This is a genomic window from Pseudomonas sp. MWU12-3088 (assembly GCF_023242405.1).
GTDB lineage: Bacteria > Pseudomonadota > Gammaproteobacteria > Pseudomonadales > Pseudomonadaceae > Aquipseudomonas > Aquipseudomonas kribbensis.
The window spans coordinates 60997-80291 of record NZ_JALJEA010000004.1 but is presented as its reverse complement, the minus strand read 5'-3'; the positions used below and the strand labels follow the sequence as shown (position 1 = coordinate 80291).

At 61.8% G+C, this 19295-nt stretch carries 16 protein-coding genes; 5 read left to right on the top strand and 11 right to left on the bottom strand.

Features of this window, described 5'->3' with window-relative positions; all coding sequences use genetic code 11:
- The 4 genes from emhB to M5B98_RS11860 all read left to right on the top strand — a co-directional run bounded on the left by emhB (position 1) and on the right by M5B98_RS11860 (position 7157).
- A complete protein-coding gene (gene emhB / locus M5B98_RS11875; RefSeq protein WP_134825741.1) occupies positions 1–3165 on the top strand; it encodes an efflux RND transporter permease subunit EmhB in 3165 nt (1054 codons plus the stop codon).
- Positions 3162–4622, top strand: a complete 1461-nt coding sequence (emhC, locus tag M5B98_RS11870; protein WP_085712977.1) for an efflux RND transporter outer membrane subunit EmhC — start codon at positions 3162–3164, stop codon at positions 4620–4622. The genes emhB and emhC overlap by 4 nt, the downstream gene beginning before the upstream one ends.
- A gap of 291 nt (positions 4623–4913) precedes the next feature.
- On the top strand, positions 4914–6173 hold the full coding sequence (locus M5B98_RS11865; protein ID WP_248742792.1) for an OprD family porin: 1260 nt from the start codon (positions 4914–4916) through the stop codon (positions 6171–6173).
- Positions 6174–6350: 177 nt separating this feature from the next.
- Positions 6351–7157 carry a methyltransferase domain-containing protein gene (locus M5B98_RS11860; protein WP_248742791.1) on the top strand — a complete coding sequence of 269 codons (807 nt, stop codon included), beginning with the start codon at positions 6351–6353 and terminating at the stop codon, positions 7155–7157.
- Between the two features lie 51 nt (positions 7158–7208).
- Here M5B98_RS11860 and pcaC read toward each other — a convergent pair whose 3' ends face one another.
- The 11 genes from pcaC to pcaR form a co-directional block, all read right to left on the bottom strand.
- Positions 7209–7601 carry a 4-carboxymuconolactone decarboxylase gene (pcaC, locus tag M5B98_RS11855; protein ID WP_011332825.1) on the bottom strand — a complete coding sequence of 131 codons (393 nt, stop codon included), beginning with the start codon at positions 7599–7601 and terminating at the stop codon, positions 7209–7211.
- Between the two features lie 10 nt (positions 7602–7611).
- Positions 7612–8403: a 3-oxoadipate enol-lactonase gene (pcaD, locus tag M5B98_RS11850; protein WP_248742790.1), complete on the bottom strand. Its 792-nt coding sequence runs from the start codon at positions 8401–8403 to the stop codon at positions 7612–7614.
- 12 nt (positions 8404–8415) lie between these two features.
- Positions 8416–9780, bottom strand: coding sequence for a 3-carboxy-cis,cis-muconate cycloisomerase (locus M5B98_RS11845; protein WP_248742789.1), 1365 nt, complete (start codon positions 9778–9780; stop codon positions 8416–8418).
- Between the two features lie 46 nt (positions 9781–9826).
- Positions 9827–11122 (bottom strand): MFS family transporter, encoded by a 1296-nt coding sequence (locus tag M5B98_RS11840; protein WP_114881728.1) that lies wholly within the window; start codon positions 11120–11122, stop codon positions 9827–9829.
- A 192-nt stretch (positions 11123–11314) separates the two neighbouring features.
- A complete protein-coding gene (gene pcaG, locus M5B98_RS11835) occupies positions 11315–11881 on the bottom strand; it encodes a protocatechuate 3,4-dioxygenase subunit alpha (RefSeq protein ID WP_248742788.1) in 567 nt (188 codons plus the stop codon).
- 1 nt (position 11882) lies between these two features.
- The gene (gene pcaH, locus M5B98_RS11830) at positions 11883–12587 is read right to left on the bottom strand and encodes a protocatechuate 3,4-dioxygenase subunit beta (protein WP_007957831.1); all 705 of its coding nucleotides are present in this window, start codon (positions 12585–12587) and stop codon (positions 11883–11885) included.
- A 36-nt stretch (positions 12588–12623) separates the two neighbouring features.
- Positions 12624–13829, bottom strand: coding sequence for a 3-oxoadipyl-CoA thiolase (gene pcaF, locus M5B98_RS11825; protein ID WP_248742787.1), 1206 nt, complete (start codon positions 13827–13829; stop codon positions 12624–12626).
- Positions 13826–14605, bottom strand: coding sequence for a CoA-transferase subunit beta (locus M5B98_RS11820; RefSeq protein ID WP_248742786.1), 780 nt, complete (start codon positions 14603–14605; stop codon positions 13826–13828). Before M5B98_RS11820 ends, pcaF begins: the two co-directional genes overlap by 4 nt.
- Positions 14605–15462, bottom strand: a complete 858-nt coding sequence (locus M5B98_RS11815; RefSeq protein WP_003222404.1) for a CoA transferase subunit A — start codon at positions 15460–15462, stop codon at positions 14605–14607. The genes M5B98_RS11820 and M5B98_RS11815 overlap by 1 nt, the downstream gene beginning before the upstream one ends.
- 187 nt (positions 15463–15649) lie before the next feature.
- Positions 15650–16996 (bottom strand): MFS transporter, encoded by a 1347-nt coding sequence (locus tag M5B98_RS11810; RefSeq protein ID WP_085712968.1) that lies wholly within the window; start codon positions 16994–16996, stop codon positions 15650–15652.
- A 294-nt stretch (positions 16997–17290) separates the two neighbouring features.
- Positions 17291–18133: a pca regulon transcriptional regulator PcaR gene (pcaR, locus tag M5B98_RS11805; protein ID WP_007963153.1), complete on the bottom strand. Its 843-nt coding sequence runs from the start codon at positions 18131–18133 to the stop codon at positions 17291–17293.
- A 644-nt stretch (positions 18134–18777) separates the two neighbouring features.
- On the opposite strand from pcaR, the gene M5B98_RS11800 reads away from it, so the two are divergent.
- Positions 18778–18978, top strand: a complete 201-nt coding sequence (locus M5B98_RS11800) for a hypothetical protein (RefSeq protein ID WP_007957826.1) — start codon at positions 18778–18780, stop codon at positions 18976–18978.
- Positions 18979–19295 lie beyond the last annotated feature (317 nt).

Here is a 19295-nt window from a genome sequence, read left to right as displayed (position 1 = left end):
ATGTCAAAATTTTTCATCGACCGTCCGATTTTCGCCTGGGTAATTGCCCTGGTGATCATGCTGGTCGGGGCACTTTCGATCCTGAAACTGCCGATCAACCAGTACCCGAGCATTGCGCCACCGGCCATTGCGATCTCCGTGACCTATCCGGGTGCTTCGGCACAGACGGTCCAGGACACCGTGGTGCAGGTGATCGAGCAACAGCTCAACGGTATCGACAACCTGCGTTATGTGTCCTCGGAAAGTAACTCCGACGGCAGCATGACCATCACCGCGACCTTCGAGCAAGGCACCAACTCCGACACCGCGCAGGTCCAGGTCCAGAACAAGCTGAACCTGGCCACCCCGCTGTTGCCGCAGGAAGTGCAGCAACAGGGTATCCGCGTGACCAAGGCAGTGAAGAACTTCCTGCTGGTGATCGGCGTGGTATCGCGTGACGGCAGCATGAGCAAGGACGACCTGTCCAACTACATCGTGTCGAACATGCAGGACCCGATTTCGCGGACCGCCGGTGTCGGTGACTTCCAGGTCTTCGGTGCCCAGTACGCGATGCGCATCTGGCTCGACCCGGCCAAGTTGAACAACTTCAACCTGACCCCGGTCGACGTGAAAACCGCGATCGCTGCGCAGAACGTCCAGGTTTCGTCCGGTCAGCTCGGCGGCCTGCCAGCCGTACAGGGCCAGCAACTGAACGCCACGATCATCGGCAAGACCCGCCTGCAGACCGCCGAGCAGTTCAAAGAGATTCTGCTCAAGGTCAACAAGGACGGCTCGCAGGTTCGCTTGAAAGACGTCGCCGACGTCGGCCTCGGTGGCGAAAACTACGCCATCAGTGCCCAGTTCAACGGCAGCCCGGCTTCCGGTCTGGCGGTGAAACTGGCCAACGGCGCCAACGCCCTCGACACTGCAAAAGCGCTGCGCAACACCATCGACAGCCTCAAGCCATTCTTCCCGCAAGGGATGGAAGTGGTGTTCCCGTACGACACCACCCCGGTGGTGACCGAGTCGATCAAGGGTGTGGTTGAAACCCTGGTCGAAGCGATCGTGCTGGTGTTCCTGGTGATGTTCCTGTTCCTGCAGAACTTCCGCGCCACTGTCATCACCACGATGACCGTGCCGGTGGTATTGCTCGGTACGTTCGGCATCCTCGCGGCCGCCGGTTTCAGCATCAACACCCTGACCATGTTCGGCATGGTGCTGGCCATCGGCTTGCTGGTGGACGACGCCATCGTCGTGGTGGAAAACGTCGAGCGGGTAATGAGCGAAGAAGGCTTGTCACCCAAGGAAGCTACCAAGAAGTCCATGGGGCAAATCCAGGGCGCCCTGGTCGGTATCGCCCTGGTGCTGTCGGCGGTGCTGCTGCCTATGGCGTTTTTCGGCGGCTCCACCGGTGTGATCTACAAGCAGTTCTCGATCACCATCGTGTCGGCCATGGCGCTGTCGGTACTGGTTGCGCTGATTTTCACCCCGGCGCTGTGCGCCACCATGCTCAAGGCGATTCCGCACGGCGAACACGGCACCCCGAAAAAAGGTTTCTTTGGCTGGTTCAACCGTGGTTTCGACCGCAGCGTCAAAAGCTATGAGCGTGGCGTTGGCAACATCCTGCGTCACAAGGCCCCGTACCTGTTGGCTTACCTGATCATCGTCGTCGGCATGATCTGGCTGTTCCTGCGTATTCCATCTTCCTTCCTGCCGGAAGAAGACCAGGGCGTACTGTTCGCCCAGGTGCAGACCCCGGCCGGTTCCAGTGCCCAGCGCACTCAGGTGGTCGTGGATGAAATGCGCGAGTTCCTGCTGCGTCCGACCAAGGATGGCGGTGAAGGTGATGCCGTAGCGTCGGTGTTCACCGTAACCGGCTTCAACTTTGCCGGCCGTGGCCAGAGCTCGGGTATGGCGTTCATCATGCTCAAGCCGTGGCACGAACGGAACGCCGACAACAGCGTGTTCAAACTCGCCGCCCGCGCCCAGCAGCACTTCTTTACCTTCCGCGATGCGATGGTGTTTGCCTTCGCTCCGCCAGCGGTACTGGAGCTGGGCAACGCCACCGGTTTCGACGTGTTCCTGCAAGACCGTGCCGGTATCGGTCACGATCAGCTGATGGCCGCGCGCAACCAGTTCCTTGGCATGGCGGCGCAGAGCAAGGTGCTGTCGCAGGTGCGTCCGAACGGTCTGAACGACGAGCCGCAGTTCCAGCTGGAAATCGATGACGAGAAGGCCAGTGCCCTGGGCATTACCATCGCCGACATCAACAACACCCTGTCGATTGCGTTGGGCAGTAGCTACGTCAACGACTTCATCGACCGCGGTCGGGTGAAGAAGGTGTACGTGCAGGGCCAGCCGGACTCGCGTATGAGCCCGGAGGACCTGAAGAAGTGGTACGTACGCAATGCCGCCGGCACCATGGTTCCGTTCTCCGCGTTTGCCAAGGGCGAGTGGATCTACGGTTCGCCGAAGCTGTCGCGTTACAACGGTGTGGAAGCAATCGAGATCCTCGGCGCCCCTGCGCCTGGCTACTCCACCGGTGAAGCCATGGCCGAGGTCGAGGCGATTGCCGCCAAGCTGCCGAAGGGTGTCGGTATTTCCTGGACCGGTCTGTCGTATGAAGAACGTCTGGCAGGCTCGCAAGCGCCAGCACTGTTCGCGCTGTCGCTGTTGATGGTGTTCCTGTGCCTGGCGGCTCTCTACGAGAGCTGGTCGATTCCGATCGCCGTCGTGCTCGTCGTACCGCTGGGGATCATCGGGGCATTGCTGGCGACCAGCCTGCGCGGTCTGTCCAACGACGTGTACTTCCTGGTAGGTCTGTTGACGACCATCGGTCTGGCGGCGAAAAACGCCATTCTGATCGTCGAATTCGCCAAGGAACTGCACGAACAGGGCAGCAGCCTGCGCGATGCCGCCATCGAAGCTTGCCGCATGCGTCTGCGTCCGATCATCATGACGTCCCTGGCGTTCATCCTCGGCGTGGTGCCTCTGGCGATTTCCACCGGGGCAGGCTCGGGTAGCCAGCACGCAATCGGCACCGTGGTGATTGGCGGTATGATCACGGCCACGATCCTGGCGATCTTCTGGGTCCCACTGTTCTTCGTCACTGTGTCGTCCATGGGTCAGCGCAAAATCGCTGGCGAGGATGACACCAAAGAAACTCCTAAAGAGGCTGGCCAATGAGCAAGTCGCTACTCTCCATCGCAGTCGCCGCCTTCGTGCTGAGCGGTTGCTCGCTGATACCGGATTATCAGCAGCCTGAAGCACCGGTGGCCGCGCAATTCCCGCAAGGGCCTGCGTACTCGCCGGCCCAGGCACCGGCGCAGGCCGCTGCCGAGCAGGGCTGGAAGCAGTTTTTCCATGACCCTGCCCTGCAACAGCTGATCCAGGTTGCCCTGGAAAACAACCGCGACCTGCGTGTCGCGGCGCTGAACATCGACGCCTACGCGGCTCAATACCGCATCCAGCGTGCCGACCTGTTCCCGGCGGTTTCCGCCAATGCCAGCGGCAGCCGTCAGCGGGTTCCGGCCCGTGCGTCGCAGACCGGTGAAGCGAACATCACCAGTTCCTACACCGCCACCGTCGGCATCAGCGCCTACGAGCTCGACCTGTTCGGTCGGGTTCGCAGCCTGAGCGAACAAGCGCTGCAACAATACTTCGCCACCGAAGAAGCGCGCCGCAGCACCCAGATCAGCCTGGTGGCCAGCGTGGCCAACGCCTACCTGACCTGGCAGGCCGACAAGGAACTGCTGAAGCTGACTCAAGACACCCTCGGTGCCTTCGAGGAAAGCTACAAGCTGACCAGCCGCAGCAACGAAGTCGGTGTGGCCTCGGCGCTGGACCTGGCGCAGTCGCGTACCTCGGTCGAGAACGCCCGTGCCCAACTGGCGCGTTACACCCGCCAGGTGGCCCAGGACGAAAACAGCCTGACCCTGCTGCTCGGCACCGGCGTGCCGGCCAACCTGCAAGCGGCCAAACCGCTGTCGGATGACCTGCTCAGCGATGTGCCGGCCGGTCTGCCGTCGGATCTGCTGCAACGTCGTCCGGACATCCTTCAGGCCGAATACAACCTGAAGGCCGCCAACGCCAACATCGGCGCGGCCCGTGCAGCGTTCTTCCCGAGCATCAGCCTGACCGCCAATGCGGGCAGCCTGAGCCCGGACCTGTCCGGCCTGTTCAAGGGCGGTTCGGGCACGTGGCTGTTCCAGCCGCAGATCAACCTGCCGATCTTCAACGCCGGCAGCCTGCGCGCCAGCCTCGACTACGCCAAGATCCAGAAGGACATCGGCGTGGCGAATTACGAGAAGTCCATTCAAACGGCCTTCCAGGAAGTCGCCGACGGCCTGGCCGCCCGCCAGACCTACACCGAGCAGTTGCAGGCGCAGCGTGATTTCGTCGCCGCGAACCAGGACTACTACCGTCTGGCCGAGCGTCGCTATCGCATCGGCGTCGACAGCAACCTGACCTTCCTCGATGCCCAGCGTCAGCTGTTCAGCGCCCAGCAGGCCCTGATCACCGACCGCCTCGCGCAGCTGACCAGTGCGGTCAACCTGTACAAGGCACTGGGTGGCGGCTGGAATGCGCAAACCGCGCAGAACGAGCCGCTGAAAGAAGAAGCGCCGAAGATGAAGTTGTTCTGATCATCCGGTGAACACAAGAAGCCCGCCCCACTGGCGGGCTTTTTGTTGCCCGCTCATCTTGCGTTCGATAATCGCCCGGAACCCGCTTTCAGCGATTGAACCGCGCCACTCACGCCCCGCACCATTCGAGCCACAAAACCAATAACAACAGGTTCGACACCATGTACCCGCGCCCTGCCCCGTCCGGCTGACACCAGCCGAAATCTCCCGATGTTGCAACCTCGTGTCAGCCCCTGAAGCGGCTGCAACGGATCCCGTTCGTCTTCAAAAAAATAAAAAAGAGACCCTGCGATGACCCACCCCTCTGCGCCATACGCCTTCCCCGGCCTGATTGCCCTGGCTCTGCTCGGCACCGCCCTGCCCGCGACCGCTGAAGAAGCAGGCTTCATCGACGGTGCCAAGGCTGACCTGAACCTGCGCAACTTCTACATCAACCGCAACTTCACCAACCCGACCAAGGCCCAGGGCATGGCGCAGGAATGGACGCAGAGCTTCATCCTCGACGCCAAATCCGGTTTCACTCAGGGAACGGTCGGTTTCGGCATGGACGTATTGGGGTTGTACTCGGTGAAACTCGATGGCGGCAAAGGCACGGGGGGCACGCAACTGTTGCCGCTGGATCATGACGGTCGCCCGGCGGACAATTTCGGCCGCACCAACGTGGCGTTCAAGGCCAGACTGTCGCAGACCGAAATCAAGGTCGGCGAGTGGATGCCGGTGCTGCCGATCCTGCGCTCGGACGACGGTCGCTCGCTGCCGCAGACCTTTCGTGGCGGGCAGATCACCTCGAAGGACATCGACGGCCTGACCCTGTATGGCGGCCAGTTCCGCGCCAACAGCCCGCGCGACGACAGCAGCATGAGCGACATGTCGATGTTCGGCAAAGCGGCGTTCACTTCGGATCGCTTCAACTTTCAGGGCGGTGAATACGCGTTCAACGGCAAGCGCACGCAGATCGGCCTGTGGAACGCCGAGCTCAAGGACATCTACAGCCAGCAATACGTCAACCTGATCCACAGCCAGCCACTCGGCGACTGGACCCTGGGCGCCAACCTCGGCTTCTTCTACGGCAAGGACGACGGCAGCGCCCGGGCCGGCAAGCTCGACAACAAGACCTGGTCGGGGCTGTTCTCCGCGCGCTACGGCGGCAACACCTTCTACGTCGGCCTGCAAAAACTCACCGGTGACAGCAACTGGATGCGGGTCAACGGTACCAGCGGCGGGACCTTGGCCAACGACAGCTACAACTCAAGCTATGACAACGCTCAGGAACGCTCCTGGCAAATCCGCCACGACTACAATTTCGCCGCCCTCGGTATCCCCGGCCTGACCCTGATGAACCGCTACCTCAGCGGCGACAACGTGCACACCGGCACCATCACCGACGGCAAGGAATGGGGCCGCGAATCGGAACTGGGTTACACCGTGCAGAGCGGCACGCTGAAGAACCTGAATGTGCGGTGGCGCAACTCGACCATGCGCCGTGACTACAGCAATAACGAGTTCGACGAGAACCGGGTGATCGTCAGCTACCCGATCAACCTGCTCTAGCGGGCTGCGCCATCCGTCCGGATTCATGGATCGTCACCCATCGTTGAGTACAGTGGATGCACCTGAAGGACTCAGGCGCTCCACCCTTCCCGCTTCCGTTATCTGTTGATGTTGGTCCCCCGGGACTTGAGCCAGGCTGTCACCGGAAGACACTGCCGATCATCGGAGGACCACCTCATGATCACTCGAGTCAAACCGGCTCCCGATTGGGATGCCCGGGCGTATCAGCAGTTTTCCCGTCTCAGGCAACAACCGGTCGATGAACTGCTCGGCCGCGTCGATCTGCACAATCCTCAACGCATCTACGACCTTGGTTGCGGCACCGGCATTGCCACGAAGGTTCTGGCAGATCGCTGGCCCCGGGCAGATCTCAAGGGCATCGACAGTTCGCAAGACATGCTTCAGGTCGCCCGCTGTCTGCCGATCAAGGCGCGCTGGCAACACGCCGAGCTGCAACACTGGAAACCCCGCAAGCCGGCCGACCTGCTGTTCGCCGCTGCCGTGCTGCATTTCATCGATGACCATCAAACGCTGTTGCCAGGATTGCTCCGCCACCTCAACCCCGGCGGATGCCTGGCCGCCCATATGCCCGACTGGCGCGATGCGCTGTGGTATCGCCTGATGCTCGATACCCTCGAGGATGCCGGCCCCGGTGGCCAACCGCTGGGCAGCCCGCAACTGCGCCAGCGCATGGCCGCGCGGCCGTTGTTGTCGCTGGAGGATTACTACCGTTTGCTCGCACCGCTGACCCGGTCGCTGGATATCTGGGAAACCGAGCAATTGCAGGTGGTCGACGGCAAGTCGCCGGTTTATGACTGGGTGAAAGTGTCGGCGCTGCGGCCGGTGATGCAGGGACTGACGCCGGAGGAACAGGCGCGCTTCATCTATCACTACCTGATGCGGGTGCATGCGCATTATCCGCAGGAGGACGACGGGCATACGTTGTTTCCGTTCAAGCGGATTTTCATTGTGGCCAGGATATGAAACTCAAAGGATCGCAGCCTTCCACAGGCTGCGATCCCTCGAATTCGGCGATCACTCGCGTGATTCGGTACCCAACTCATCCCACACCGATTCGGCCAGATGAAACGTCGCATTCGCCGCGGGAATCCCGCAGTAGATCGCGCTCTGCATGATCACTTCCTTGATCTCGCCACGGCTCACGCCATTGTTGGCCGCCGCCCGCAGGTGCAACTTGAGTTCACCCTCGCGGTTCATGCCGATCAGCATGGCGATGGTGATCAGGCTGCGGGTGTGGCGCGGCAGGCCCGGACGGGTCCAGATGTCGCCCCAGGCGTGCCGGGTGATCATCTCCTGGAACTCCGAATTGAACTCGGTCAGCGTGGTCAGGCTGCGGTCGACATGGGCATCGCCGAGCACCGCGCGGCGCACTTGCATGCCGTCGTCGTAACGTTGTTTCTCGTCCACAAAAATCCCCTCAAGCGGCCAGCAGGAATGTCAGCACGCGGTCGCTGAACGCGTCACCGGCCTGAACGTTGGAAAGGTGTGCGGCATGGAACTCGGCGTATTCGGCGCCGCGCACATGTTCCTGAATGAAATGCCCGCCGGACGGTGGCGTCACCGCATCTTCGGTACCGGCGATCACCAGCAACGGAGCCGTGATCGACGCCAGTTGATCGCGGAAATCCGCATCGCGCACCGCCGCGCAGTTGGCGGCGTAACCTTCAGGATTAGTGGCCGCGAGCATGTCGGTGATCTGCTTGGCCGCTGCCGGATTGGCCGCCGAAAAATCGGGCGTAAACCAGCGGGCAATCGACGCATCGCGCAACGCGACCATCGCCGCCGGGCCGTCGCGCAGAACGGTTTCGATGCGCGGATTCCACACCGAAGGGTCGCCGATTTTCGCGGCGGTATTGCAGACGATCAGCTTGTTCAGACGCTGGCTGGCATTGATCCCCAGCCACTGCCCGATCAAGCCGCCCATGGACAGACCGCAGAAATGCGCACGCTCGATGTGCAGCGCATCCAGCAGCGCCAGCACGTCGCGGCCCAGTTGCTCGATGCTGTAAGGGCCCGGCGTCACCAGCGACTGGCCATGACCACGGGTGTCGAAACGCAGCACGCGAAAGTGCTCGGTGAACGCCGGCATCTGGGCGTCCCACATGTGCAGGTCGGTGCCCAGCGAGTTGGACAGCACCAGCACCGGCGCATCGACCGGGCCTTCCAATGAGTAATGCAGTTCGCCATCGGCGAGTTGAACGAAAGCCACAGCCCTCTCCTTTCAATCAGACAATGCGTTGTGTTCGGCCAGCGCCCGCTCGACCCAGACCCGCGCCTGACCGAGGTAACGGGCGGGATCGAGCAGGTGATCCAGTTCGGTTGCGCTGAGCTCGGCGGTCACTTGCGGCTCGTCACCGAGCACCGCACGCAGATGACGTTGTTCGGCGACCGCCCGTTTGCAGCATTGTTCGAGCAGATGATGTGCGGCGTCGCGGCCGACCCGTTGCGCGAGCACGATGCTCACTGCTTCGGCCAGCACCAGACCTTGAGTCAGTTCCAGGTTGCGGGCCATGCGCGCGGCATCGACTTCCAGACCATCAGCCAGCAATCGCGCCTGTTGCAGCGCGCCCGACACCAGGCAGCAGATGTCCGGCAGGGTTTCCCATTCGGCGTGCCACAAACCGAGGCTGCGTTCGTGTTCCTGAGGCATGGCGCTGAACAGCGTCGAGACCAGACCCGGTACACGGGTCGCCGCGCCGATCAGCACCGCTGCACCTACCGGGTTGCGCTTGTGCGGCATAGTCGAGGAGCCGCCCTTGCCCGGCGCCGACGGTTCGAACACTTCCGCCGCTTCGGTCTGCATCAACAGGCTGATGTCGCGGCCGAGTTTGCCGAGGCTGCCGGCGATCAGACCGAGCACCGCGCCGAATTCGACGATGCGATCACGCTGGGTGTGCCAGGGTTGTTCCGGCAGGGTCAGTTGCAGTTCTTCGGCCAGTGCACGGGCAATCGGCAACGCCTGTTCGCCCAGCGCCGCCAGGGTGCCGGACGCACCGCCGAATTGCAGCACCAGCAGCCGTGGCTTGAGTTCGCGCAGACGTTGGCGGCTGCGGGTCACGGCGCCGAGCCAGCCGGCGATCTTCATACCGAGAGTGACCGGCGTTGCGTGTTGCAGCCAGGTACGTCCGGCCAGCGGCGTCGCGGCGTGGCGCTGAGCCTGAGTGGCGAGGGCGTCGGCCAGTTGCGCCAGTTCCCCTTCGATCAGCACCAACGCCTGACGCAATTGCAGTACCAGCCCGGAATCCATCACGTCCTGACTGGTGGCGCCCAGATGCACATAGCGTTCGGCTTCAGCATCGGATGCCGCGATCCGCTTGCCCAATGCCTTGACCAGCGGAATCGCCGAATTGCCCGCCGTGGCGATGACTTCACCCAACGCTGCGAAATCAAACAACTCGGCGCGGCAGGCGTTTTCGATGGATGCCACAGCGCTCGCCGGAATTACCCCGACCCGCGCTTCGGCCCGAGCCAGCGCGGCTTCGAAGTCGAGCATCGCCTGCACCCGGCCCTGATCGCAGAACACCTCGCGCATTTCGCGGGCAGTGAAGTAGGCATCGAACAATTGATTGCCCGGTCGCTGAGTCATAAACAGTCCTTGCCGGCGCGGGCCATCGCGGCCCGCGCACTTCGGTTTAGAGATCGTGGTGCAAATACGCGGCCTGTTTCGGCAGGCGCAGGCTGAACAGGAACGCCACCGCCATCATCACCGTGACGTACCAATAGAAGGCGTTTTCCATGCCCCCGGCCTTGAGGCTCAGAGCCACATATTCCGCCGAACCGCCGAAGATCGCGTTGGCCACCGCATAGGCCAGGCCGACGCCAAGGGCGCGCACTTCCGGCGGGAACATTTCGGCTTTCACCAGGCCGCTGATCGAGGTGTAGAAACTGACGATCGCCAGCGCCACGGTGATCAGCACAAAGGCCAGGAACGGGCTGCTGACGCTTTTCAGGCTCAGCAGGATCGGCACGGTGAACAGCGTACCGAGGGCGCCGAACCAGAGCATCGAATTACGCCGGCCGATCTTGTCGGCGAGCATGCCGAACAGTGGCTGCATGCACATATATAAGAAGAGCGCGCCGGTCATGATGAAGCTGGCGGTCTTGGCGTGCATGCCGGCGGTGTTCACCAGGTACTTCTGCATGTACGTGGTGAAGGTGTAGAAAATCAGCGAGCCGCCGGCGGTGTAACCCAGCACGGTGATAAACGCGGCTTTGTGATCGCGGAACAGCGCAGCGATGCTGCCGGCGTCCTTGTGTTCACGGGTTTCCTTGTTGGTGGTTTCTTTCAGGGTGCGACGCAGGAACAACGAAATCAGCGCCGCCACCGCCCCGACCACGAACGGAATCCGCCAGCCGTAGGCCCGCAGTTCGTCTTCAGAAAGAAACTGCTGCAGGATCACCACCACCAGCACCGCCAGCAGTTGCCCGCCGATCAGGGTCACGTACTGGAACGAGGCGAAGAATCCGCGCTGGCCCTTGAGCGCGACTTCGCTCATGTAGGTCGCCGTGGCGCCGTACTCACCGCCCACCGACAAGCCTTGCAGCAGACGCGCGAACAGCAACAGCACCGGTGCCCAGACGCCGATGCTGTTGTAGGTCGGCAGACAGGCGATGAGCAACGAGCCGAAACACATCATCAGAATCGAGATCAGCATCGAATTCTTGCGCCCGTGCTTGTCCGCCACCCGGCCGAAGATCCAGCCGCCGATCGGTCGCATCAGGAACCCGGCGGCGAACACGCCTGCCGTGTTTACAAGCTGCACCGTGGGGTTATCGGAAGGGAAAAACGCCGGGGCGAAATAGATCGCGCAAAAGGCGTAGACATAGAAGTCGAACCATTCGACGAGGTTGCCGGACGAGGCGCCGACAATCGCGAAGATACGCTTGCTGCGCTCTTCGCCGGTGTAATGAGAGGTGGTGGTTGTCATTGTTTTTCACTCGATAAGGACAGTGAGAGTCTAGACACACTTCGCAACAGTCCCGTTCCACAGATACTCAAGCGCTGCAAATCCCTGTGGGAGCGGGCTTGCCCGCGAAAGCGGTGGGTCAACCAACTCAATGGCGACTGACACACCCTCTTCGCGAGCAAGCCCGCTCCCACAAGGGATGTGTGGTGATCTTCAGTAATCGAAGAACACGGTTTCCGCGTCAGTGCCCTGCAGGATCACATTCCACTGATAGACACCCTCTGCATCCGGCTTCGCCAGCAATGTGCTGCGGCGCTCGGCCGGTACACATTCGAGCAGCGGATCATTGACGTTCGCCGGATCGCCCTCGAAATAAATCCGCGTCAGCAAGTGCTTCACCAGACCGCGCGCGAACACCAGCACCACCAGATGCGGCGCCTGGGTCGTGCCTTTCAGGCCTTCGACCGTGCCCGGTTTGATCGTGGTGAAACGGAAACGCCCTTCGGCATCCACCGGCACCCGGCCGAAACCTTCGAAATTCGGGTCCAGCGGTTTGGCCTGCTCGTCTTCCGGGTGATCGTATTTGCCGGCGGCGTTGGCCTGCCAGACTTCGAGCATGGCGTCGTTGACGACATCGCCGTTGCCGTCCACCACTTGCCCGATGATCGCCACGCGCTGGCCGAGGGTCAACTCGTTGGCGAGGTTCTCGCGATTCAGCCAGGTCAGGCCAATGTGGTAATACGGCCCGACGGTGTGGGATGTGGTCGCAGTCAGGGTCATCTCATTTCTCCATCGGCGTGGCTTCGCGGCCGCGCAGCACGATGTCCCAGCGATAAGCGAGGGCGTAGGACGGAATGGTTTTTTCCAGATCGAAAGCGGCGATCAGGCGTTCCTTGGCCGAAGTGTCCGGCACGCAGTTATAGATCGGGTCGTAGGGCAACAGCGGGTCGCCCGGAAAATACATCTGCGTGACCAGACGCGTCAGGATGCTCGGCCCGAACAGCGAGAAATGCACGTGGGCCGGGCGCCAGGCGTTGTGGTGGTTGCCCCATGGGTAGGCGCCGGGCTTGATGGTCTGGAACTGATACCAGCCGTCGGCGTCGGTCACGGTGCGGCCGGTGCCGGTGAAATTCGGGTCCAGCGGCGCATCGTGCAGGTCGCGGGCGTGGTTGTAGCGGCCGGCGGCGTTGGCCTGCCAGATCTCCACCAGAATCCCCGGCACCGGCAGACCGTCTTCGTCGAGCACACGCCCGTGGATGATGATCCGCTCGCCGAGGGGTTCACCCTGATGTTGGGCGGTCAGATCGTTGTCGGTGTCGGCCACTCGCTCGGCACCGATGGTCGGGCCGGTGATTTCCGACAGCGAGTGAGGCAGAAACACCAACGGCTTGGACGGTGAGCGCAGATTGGTGGATTGATAATTCGGGTGCAGGTACGGCGGCTGGGTGCCTTCCTGTGGGCGGCGGTAACCAGGCTTGTCAGTCATTTCGCTTTCCTCTGTTCTTGTTCGTCACGGCTTGCGTCAGACGCGTTCGATGGCCAATGCCAGACCCTGGCCGACACCGACGCACATGGTCGCCAGACCTTTCTTGCCACCGGTCTTTTCCAGTTGATGCAGGGCAGTCAGCACCAGACGGGCGCCGCTCATGCCCAACGGATGGCCGAGGGCAATCGCCCCGCCGTTCGGGTTGACCTGGGCCGCGTCATCCGCCAGCCCCAGCTCGCGCAGCACCGCCAGACCCTGGCTGGCAAACGCTTCGTTGAGTTCGATCACATCGAAATCGCTGACCGCCACGCCGAGGCGTTCGGTGAGTTTGCGCACCGCCGGCACCGGGCCGATGCCCATCACCCGTGGCGCAACCCCGGCGCTGGCCATGCCCAGCACTTTGGCGCGGGCAGTCAGACCGTGTTTTTTTACAGCTTCGGCCGAGGCCAGAATCAGCGCGGCGGCACCGTCATTCACACCCGACGCGTTGCCGGCGGTGACGGTCTTGTCCGGACCATTGACCGGTTTCAGTCTTGTCAGGGCTTCAAGGGTGGTGTCGGCCCGAGGATGTTCGTCCTGGCTGACCACGGTTTCGCCTTTCTTGTGGGCGATCCGCACTTCGACGATTTCCTCGGCGAAGTAGCCGGCAGCCTGGGCGGCGGCCGTCCGTTGCTGACTGCGCAGGGCGAAAGCGTCCTGATCTTCGCGGGAAATTTCGTAATCGTCGGCGACGTTGTCAGCGGTCTGCGGCATTGCGTCGACGCCGTACTGCGCCTTCATCAACGGATTGATGAAACGCCAGCCGATGGTGGTGTCTTCCAGCTTCATGTTGCGCGAAAACGCCGCATCAGCCTTGCCCATCACGAACGGCGCGCGGGACATCGACTCGACGCCGCCGGCAATCGCCAGCTCCATTTCACCGCTGGCGATGGCGCGGAACGCCGTGCCGATGGCGTCCATGCCCGATGCGCAGAGGCGATTGAGGGTGACGCCGGGCACGCTATCCGGCAGACCGGCCAGCAACAGCGCCATGCGCGCCACGTTGCGGTTGTCTTCGCCGGCCTGGTTGGCGCAGCCGAGGAACACTTCGTCGATCGCGCTCCAGTCCACCGAAGGGTTGCGCTCCATCAGGGCCTTGATCGGCACGGCGGCCAGGTCGTCGGCGCGAACAGCCGCCAGACCGCCACCGAAACGACCGATGGGGGTACGAATCGCATCGCAGATATAAACGTCGCGCATCATGCTTCTCCCGGTGCCTGGCCGTGGGCCGCTGCGGTACGGGCTTCGAGATCGCGCAAAGCGCTCAGCTCGACCTCGGTCGGTTCGGCGGTGGTGGCCACGCTGTCGGCAAAACGGATGGCCCAGCCGGTGGCGGCGACCACCTGCTCGCGGGTCACGCCCGGGTGCAGTGCGGTGACCACGAATTCGTGAGTGCCCTCTTCCGGTTCCATGATGCACAGGTCAGTGATGATGCCGACGGGACCTGCACCTGGCAGACCCAGACGTTTGCGCGAATCACCGCCCTCGCCATGACCGACCGAGGTGATGAAATCGAGCTTGTCGACAAACGAACGCGCCGACTGCTTGAGGATGATCAGCACACTTTTCGCGGAACCGGCGATCTCCGGCGCGCCACCGGCACCAGGCAGTCGAACTTTCGGCTGATGGTAATCGCCGACCACCGTGGTGTTGATGTTGCCGAAACGGTCGACCTGCGCCGCACCGAGGAAACCGACGTCGATGCGCCCGCCCTGCAGCCAGTAGCGAAAAATCTCACCGGTCGGGACGACGGTGTCGGCGGTTTCCGCCAGTTCGCCGTCACCGATCGACAATGGCAATACGCTGGGCTTCGCGCCAATCGGGCCCGACTCGTAGATCAGCACGACGTCCGGCGAAGAGGTCAGCCGCGCCAGGTTGGCGGCTTTTGACGGCAGGCCGATGCCGACGAAGCACACCGAACCGTTCTTCAGGCGACGGGCCGCTGCAACGGTCATCATTTCATTGGTGGTGTAAGTCATTACTTGGCCTCCGAAGCAGCGGCCAACTTGGCCTGGAACTCGCTGAAGTCAGCGCAGCCATGGATGTATTCGTTGATCCACGCGGTAAACGTCTCACGGTCGCGGGCGATCGGGTCCCACGCCTGGTAGAAACGATTGTCACGCTCGGTGTAACCGTGGGCATAGGACGGATGCGCGCCACCGGGCACATGGCACACCGCGCTCAAGGCCCAGGTCGGCAGCACGCAGGCGTTCATCGGCGCATTGAGGTTGTCGACAATTTCTTCGACGGTGACGATGCAGCGCTTGGCGGCCAGTGCGGCTTCTTTCTGCACACCGAGGATGCCCCACAGCAGCACGTTGCCCTGACGGTCGGCTTTCTGGGCGTGGATCACGGTCACGTCCGGGCGCACCGACGGCACCGCCGCCAGCACTTCACCAGTGAACGGGCAAGTCACGGATTTGATCAGCGGGTTGACCTTCGGCAGGTCGGAACCGGCGTAGGCCCGCAGTACAGCGAATGGCAGGCCGGAGGCGCCGGCGACGTAGGCATTGGCCAGGTCGGCGTGGCTGTGTTCTTCGATTTCCAGGGCGTGTGGCCATTGTTTCTCGACCGCGTCGCGCAGACGGTGCAGCGAACCCACACCCGGGTTGCCACCCCAGGAGAAGATCAGCTTGCGTGCACAGCCGGCGCCGATCAGTTGGTCGTAGATCAGGTCAGGCGTCATCCGCACCAGAGTCAGATCTTTCTTGCCCTGACGAATGATTTCATGACCCGCCGCCGTAGGGATCAGGTGAGTGAAGCCTTCGAGCGCGACGGTGTCGCCGTCATTGACGAATTGCTTCACCGCGTCGTGCAGCGAAAGGATCTCAGCCATGGAGCGGGCTCCCGTTTTTGTAGTGGATCGTCAGTGATAAAAAGGCGCGAGGTTGTGCGCCGGAGTCACTGAAGATTAAGCCGCTGATTTTCGCCAAACAATCCGATAATCGACTGAGTGTTCGTTTATCGAACAGATTGTTATCAACCTAATGATCGCCCCGAGTTCGGGGCGATCATTCCCGATATCAGGTCGCGTCCGCGTGACTGACCAGGCCCTTGATCACCACCGCTGCGGTGGCCAGCCCCGCCGGGATCACCAGCGCTGTCAGCACCTGTTCGAAATTCCAGCCCAGGCCCAGCAGGGTCGCGCCCATCCATGCGCCGAGAATCGCGCCGAAGCGGCCGATCCCGAGCATCCACGACACCCCCGTCGCCCGGCCCTGAGTCGGATAAAACCGCGCTGCCAGTGACGGCATCGCCGATTGCGCGCCGTTGACGCACATGCCCGCCACCAGCACCAGCGTCGCCAGCAACGTGATGTTGCCCAGGCTCTGCCCGACCGCGTAGGCAAATACCCCGGCCAGCAGGTAGAAAATGCCGATGACCTTGTGCGGATTGAACCGGTCCATCGCCCAGCCTACGCCGACCGCGCTCAACACCCCGCCGAACTGGAACAACGCGCCGATGAAGGCCGCCTGCTCCATGCTCGCGCCGCTGTCGCGCATCAGGGTCGGCAGCCAGCTGGTCAGCAGGTACACGATTACCAGGCCCATGAAGTAGGTCAGCCACAGCAGCAACGTGCCGACGCTGTAGGTGCCCGAGAAAATCACCGCGAACACATTGCGGGCTTTTACGGTTTTCTGCTCCGGCACGCTGAAACTTGCTGCCTGGGCGACGGTGGCAGGATCTATGGGGGCAAGAGTCTTGCGTACCTTGTCAGTGCCGCGATTACGCACCACCAGATAACGCGCCGATTCCGGCAGCCAGAGCAGTAACACCACGGCGAGGATCAGCGGCAGAATCCCGCCGATCAGCAACAGGCTGTGCCAGCCGAAGGCCGGAATCAGCTTGGCCGAGATGAATCCGCCACCGGCCATGCCAAGGTTGAAGCCGCAGAACATGCTGGTCACCAGCAGCGACTTCTTGCGCTCAGGGGTGTATTCCGACAGCAGCGTGGTGGCGTTCGGCATGCCGGCGCCCAGCCCCAAACCAGTGAGGAAGCGCAGCACCAGCAATTGCTCGACGTTGGTGGCGTAGGCCGACGCCAGGCTGAAAGCGCCGAACAGAAATACCGCGCCGACCAGTACGACTTTTCGCCCGAAGCGGTCAGCCAGCGGCCCGGAACCCAGGGCGCCGAAGACCATGCCGATCAGTGCGGCGCTCATCACCGGGCCGAGGCTGGCGCGGTCGATGCCCCAGTCCTGTGACAAGGCCGGCGCGATGAAACCCATGGCCGCCGTGTCGAGGCCATCGAGGAACACAATCAGGAAACACAGAATCACCACCCGCCACTGATAGCGCGAGATCGGTTGGGCGTTGATGAAGGACTGCACGTCGAGGCAGTGACCCACAGCGGACTGAGGCTGGTTCATTATTTTTATTCCACGTAAAAAACGCAGTCGAACGGCGACCGGCCAAAGACTGGCACGGACACAAGCATATAAGGAGGGAATCGGGCGTTGCGCTAAAACCGGCAACAGGAACGGGAGCGGCGACAGTCGGGGAACGTGCGCATGGGAAGTTGCCTCTTGTCATTATTATGGGAGTCGACGATCCGGCGGGCTCATTCACAACAGCGCCGGATGACGCTGCCGCGACATTAATGATCCGGGGGTTTTAGCGTCAATTCGATAAACGCAACTCTGTGCGTTTATCGAACAGCTTCATCAGGCGAACAACTGCGCGCTGAGGTCGCGACTGGCGCTCAGCAGGCCCGGCAGAAAGCGCTGTTCCAGTTCGGTACGGCTGACGCGACCGGCGTGTGTGCTGACGTTGAGCGCGGCCACCACCTGGCCGGAAGCGTCATACACCGGCACCGCAATCGAACGCAGGCCTTGTTCCAGTTCCTGATCGACGATGCACCAGCCCTGCTGCCGCACTTCCTGCAGACATTCGAGCAAGGACTCGGGGGTGTGCAGTGTGCGACTGGTCTTGGCCACCAGTTCAGCGTGATCGAGGTACTCGCGCAACGACGTGTCGTCCAGCGCCGCCAGCAGAATCCGGCCCATGGATGTGCAATACGCCGGCAGCCGCCCGCCCACCGACAGGTCCACCGAAATCAGGCGCTGGGTGGTGGCCGAACGAGCGATGTAAAGAATGTCGTCGCCTTCCAGGGTGGCCATGTTGCAGGCTTCGTGCAGTTGTTCGCTCATGCGGTCGAGGTACGGCTGGGCGGAGACTGCCAGCGGCGTCGAAGACAGATAGGCGTGACCGAGGGTCAGCACTTTGGGCAGCAACGAATAAGTACGGCCGTCGGTAGTGGCGTAGCCGAGTTTGATCAGCGTATGCAGGCAACGTCGCACGGCGGCGCGGGGGATTTCCGTACGGTGGCTGATCTGGGCGATGGTCAGGTGGCGCTTGCGCTCCTGAAACGCCTGGACCACGGCCAGGCCTCGGGCCAGGGACGTCATGAAGTCCGGATCGCCGGTCAGGGCCTGGATGCGTTTGGCCGGCGAGGCGACGATCGGCGGCGCTACCGAGGTGAAGGAGTTGCGCATTTGATCGTTCATGTCAGGTCCTTTTTTTCTTGTTCGGATCAACGGCTATACAAGCGGCTCGCAGACAGATGCACAAGCGCCAGATCGCCAACACCGGGCGATTATCGAGCCGTCGACCGATAATCGCAAACGCGCCCTCCGACCCGGATGAAACGACTCTGTAAAGTTTCCAACGCGATATCACTCATGCGCCCGACCCCTTAGTTGATCGACTAAATGACGCCAGAAACACAACACTCGGCAACAACGACGCAACTACAGGTAAAAGTTGTGAGTCACAAAACAATCACACATCCGGAACCGTTTTTAACTTGGCAAAGATAGTCAATCCCGAATCGGCCGCTATAATGCACCTCAATGGCGTCGCACTTTTATTGGCCGTCGACGTCATTCGCTGAGGTAATGTCCATTGCCTTCAGCCCCGGCCAGCGCCTGATGATCATCACCCATGCACCGCCAGCGCGCTCGCTGAAACAGGAAACTGATGCTGCGTCAGTTTTAATCTGGTGCCGTAGCCGCCTGTAACATGGAAGTCTTGACCGCCCTGCCGACAACACCGCTGCCTGTTCAGGCCGCGTCTTGTTGGCGAACCGGTTCAATTGATTCGTTGCAGTGCGTTTCACCAGACATTTATCTCAACTCATACAGGTAGCACTGTGACGAAAGACGAACTGCGCGCGGAACTTGAGCGCCAGGAACAACGTTACAAGGAAGTTTACGGCGGGGAAGTCACCACCTACGCCGCTCAGCCGGAACCGGAACGCAAAGCCTGGCGTAAACGCCCCACCGTTCAGGATCAGGTCTTCCAGCAAGAACTGAAAAAAATGGAAGAGGAACTCAAAGCCGAAGAGCCTTGATGCCTTCCTTTGAGACTTTCGAGGGTAAGCGTACTCACCGGGTTACAAGCACGGTGGACTGACGATGCCTTGCGCGCCCGCTACCCGCGGGCAGCGGCCAACTCCCCTGTATTGCACAGGTCTGGAGCATGTCAGACACGTTTCTCAGATATTTCATACAAGCCGCTGTACCCTCCCGCACACCGGCCAACAAGCCGTCTTATTGTATTTTTATCAACCTAATCAATAGCTTGCAAAACCCTGCAAAAAGCTCGGGCAATGCACCTTGATACAAATTAATTTGGCGAAGAAGGTTACCGATGAGCAGGTAGGGGATC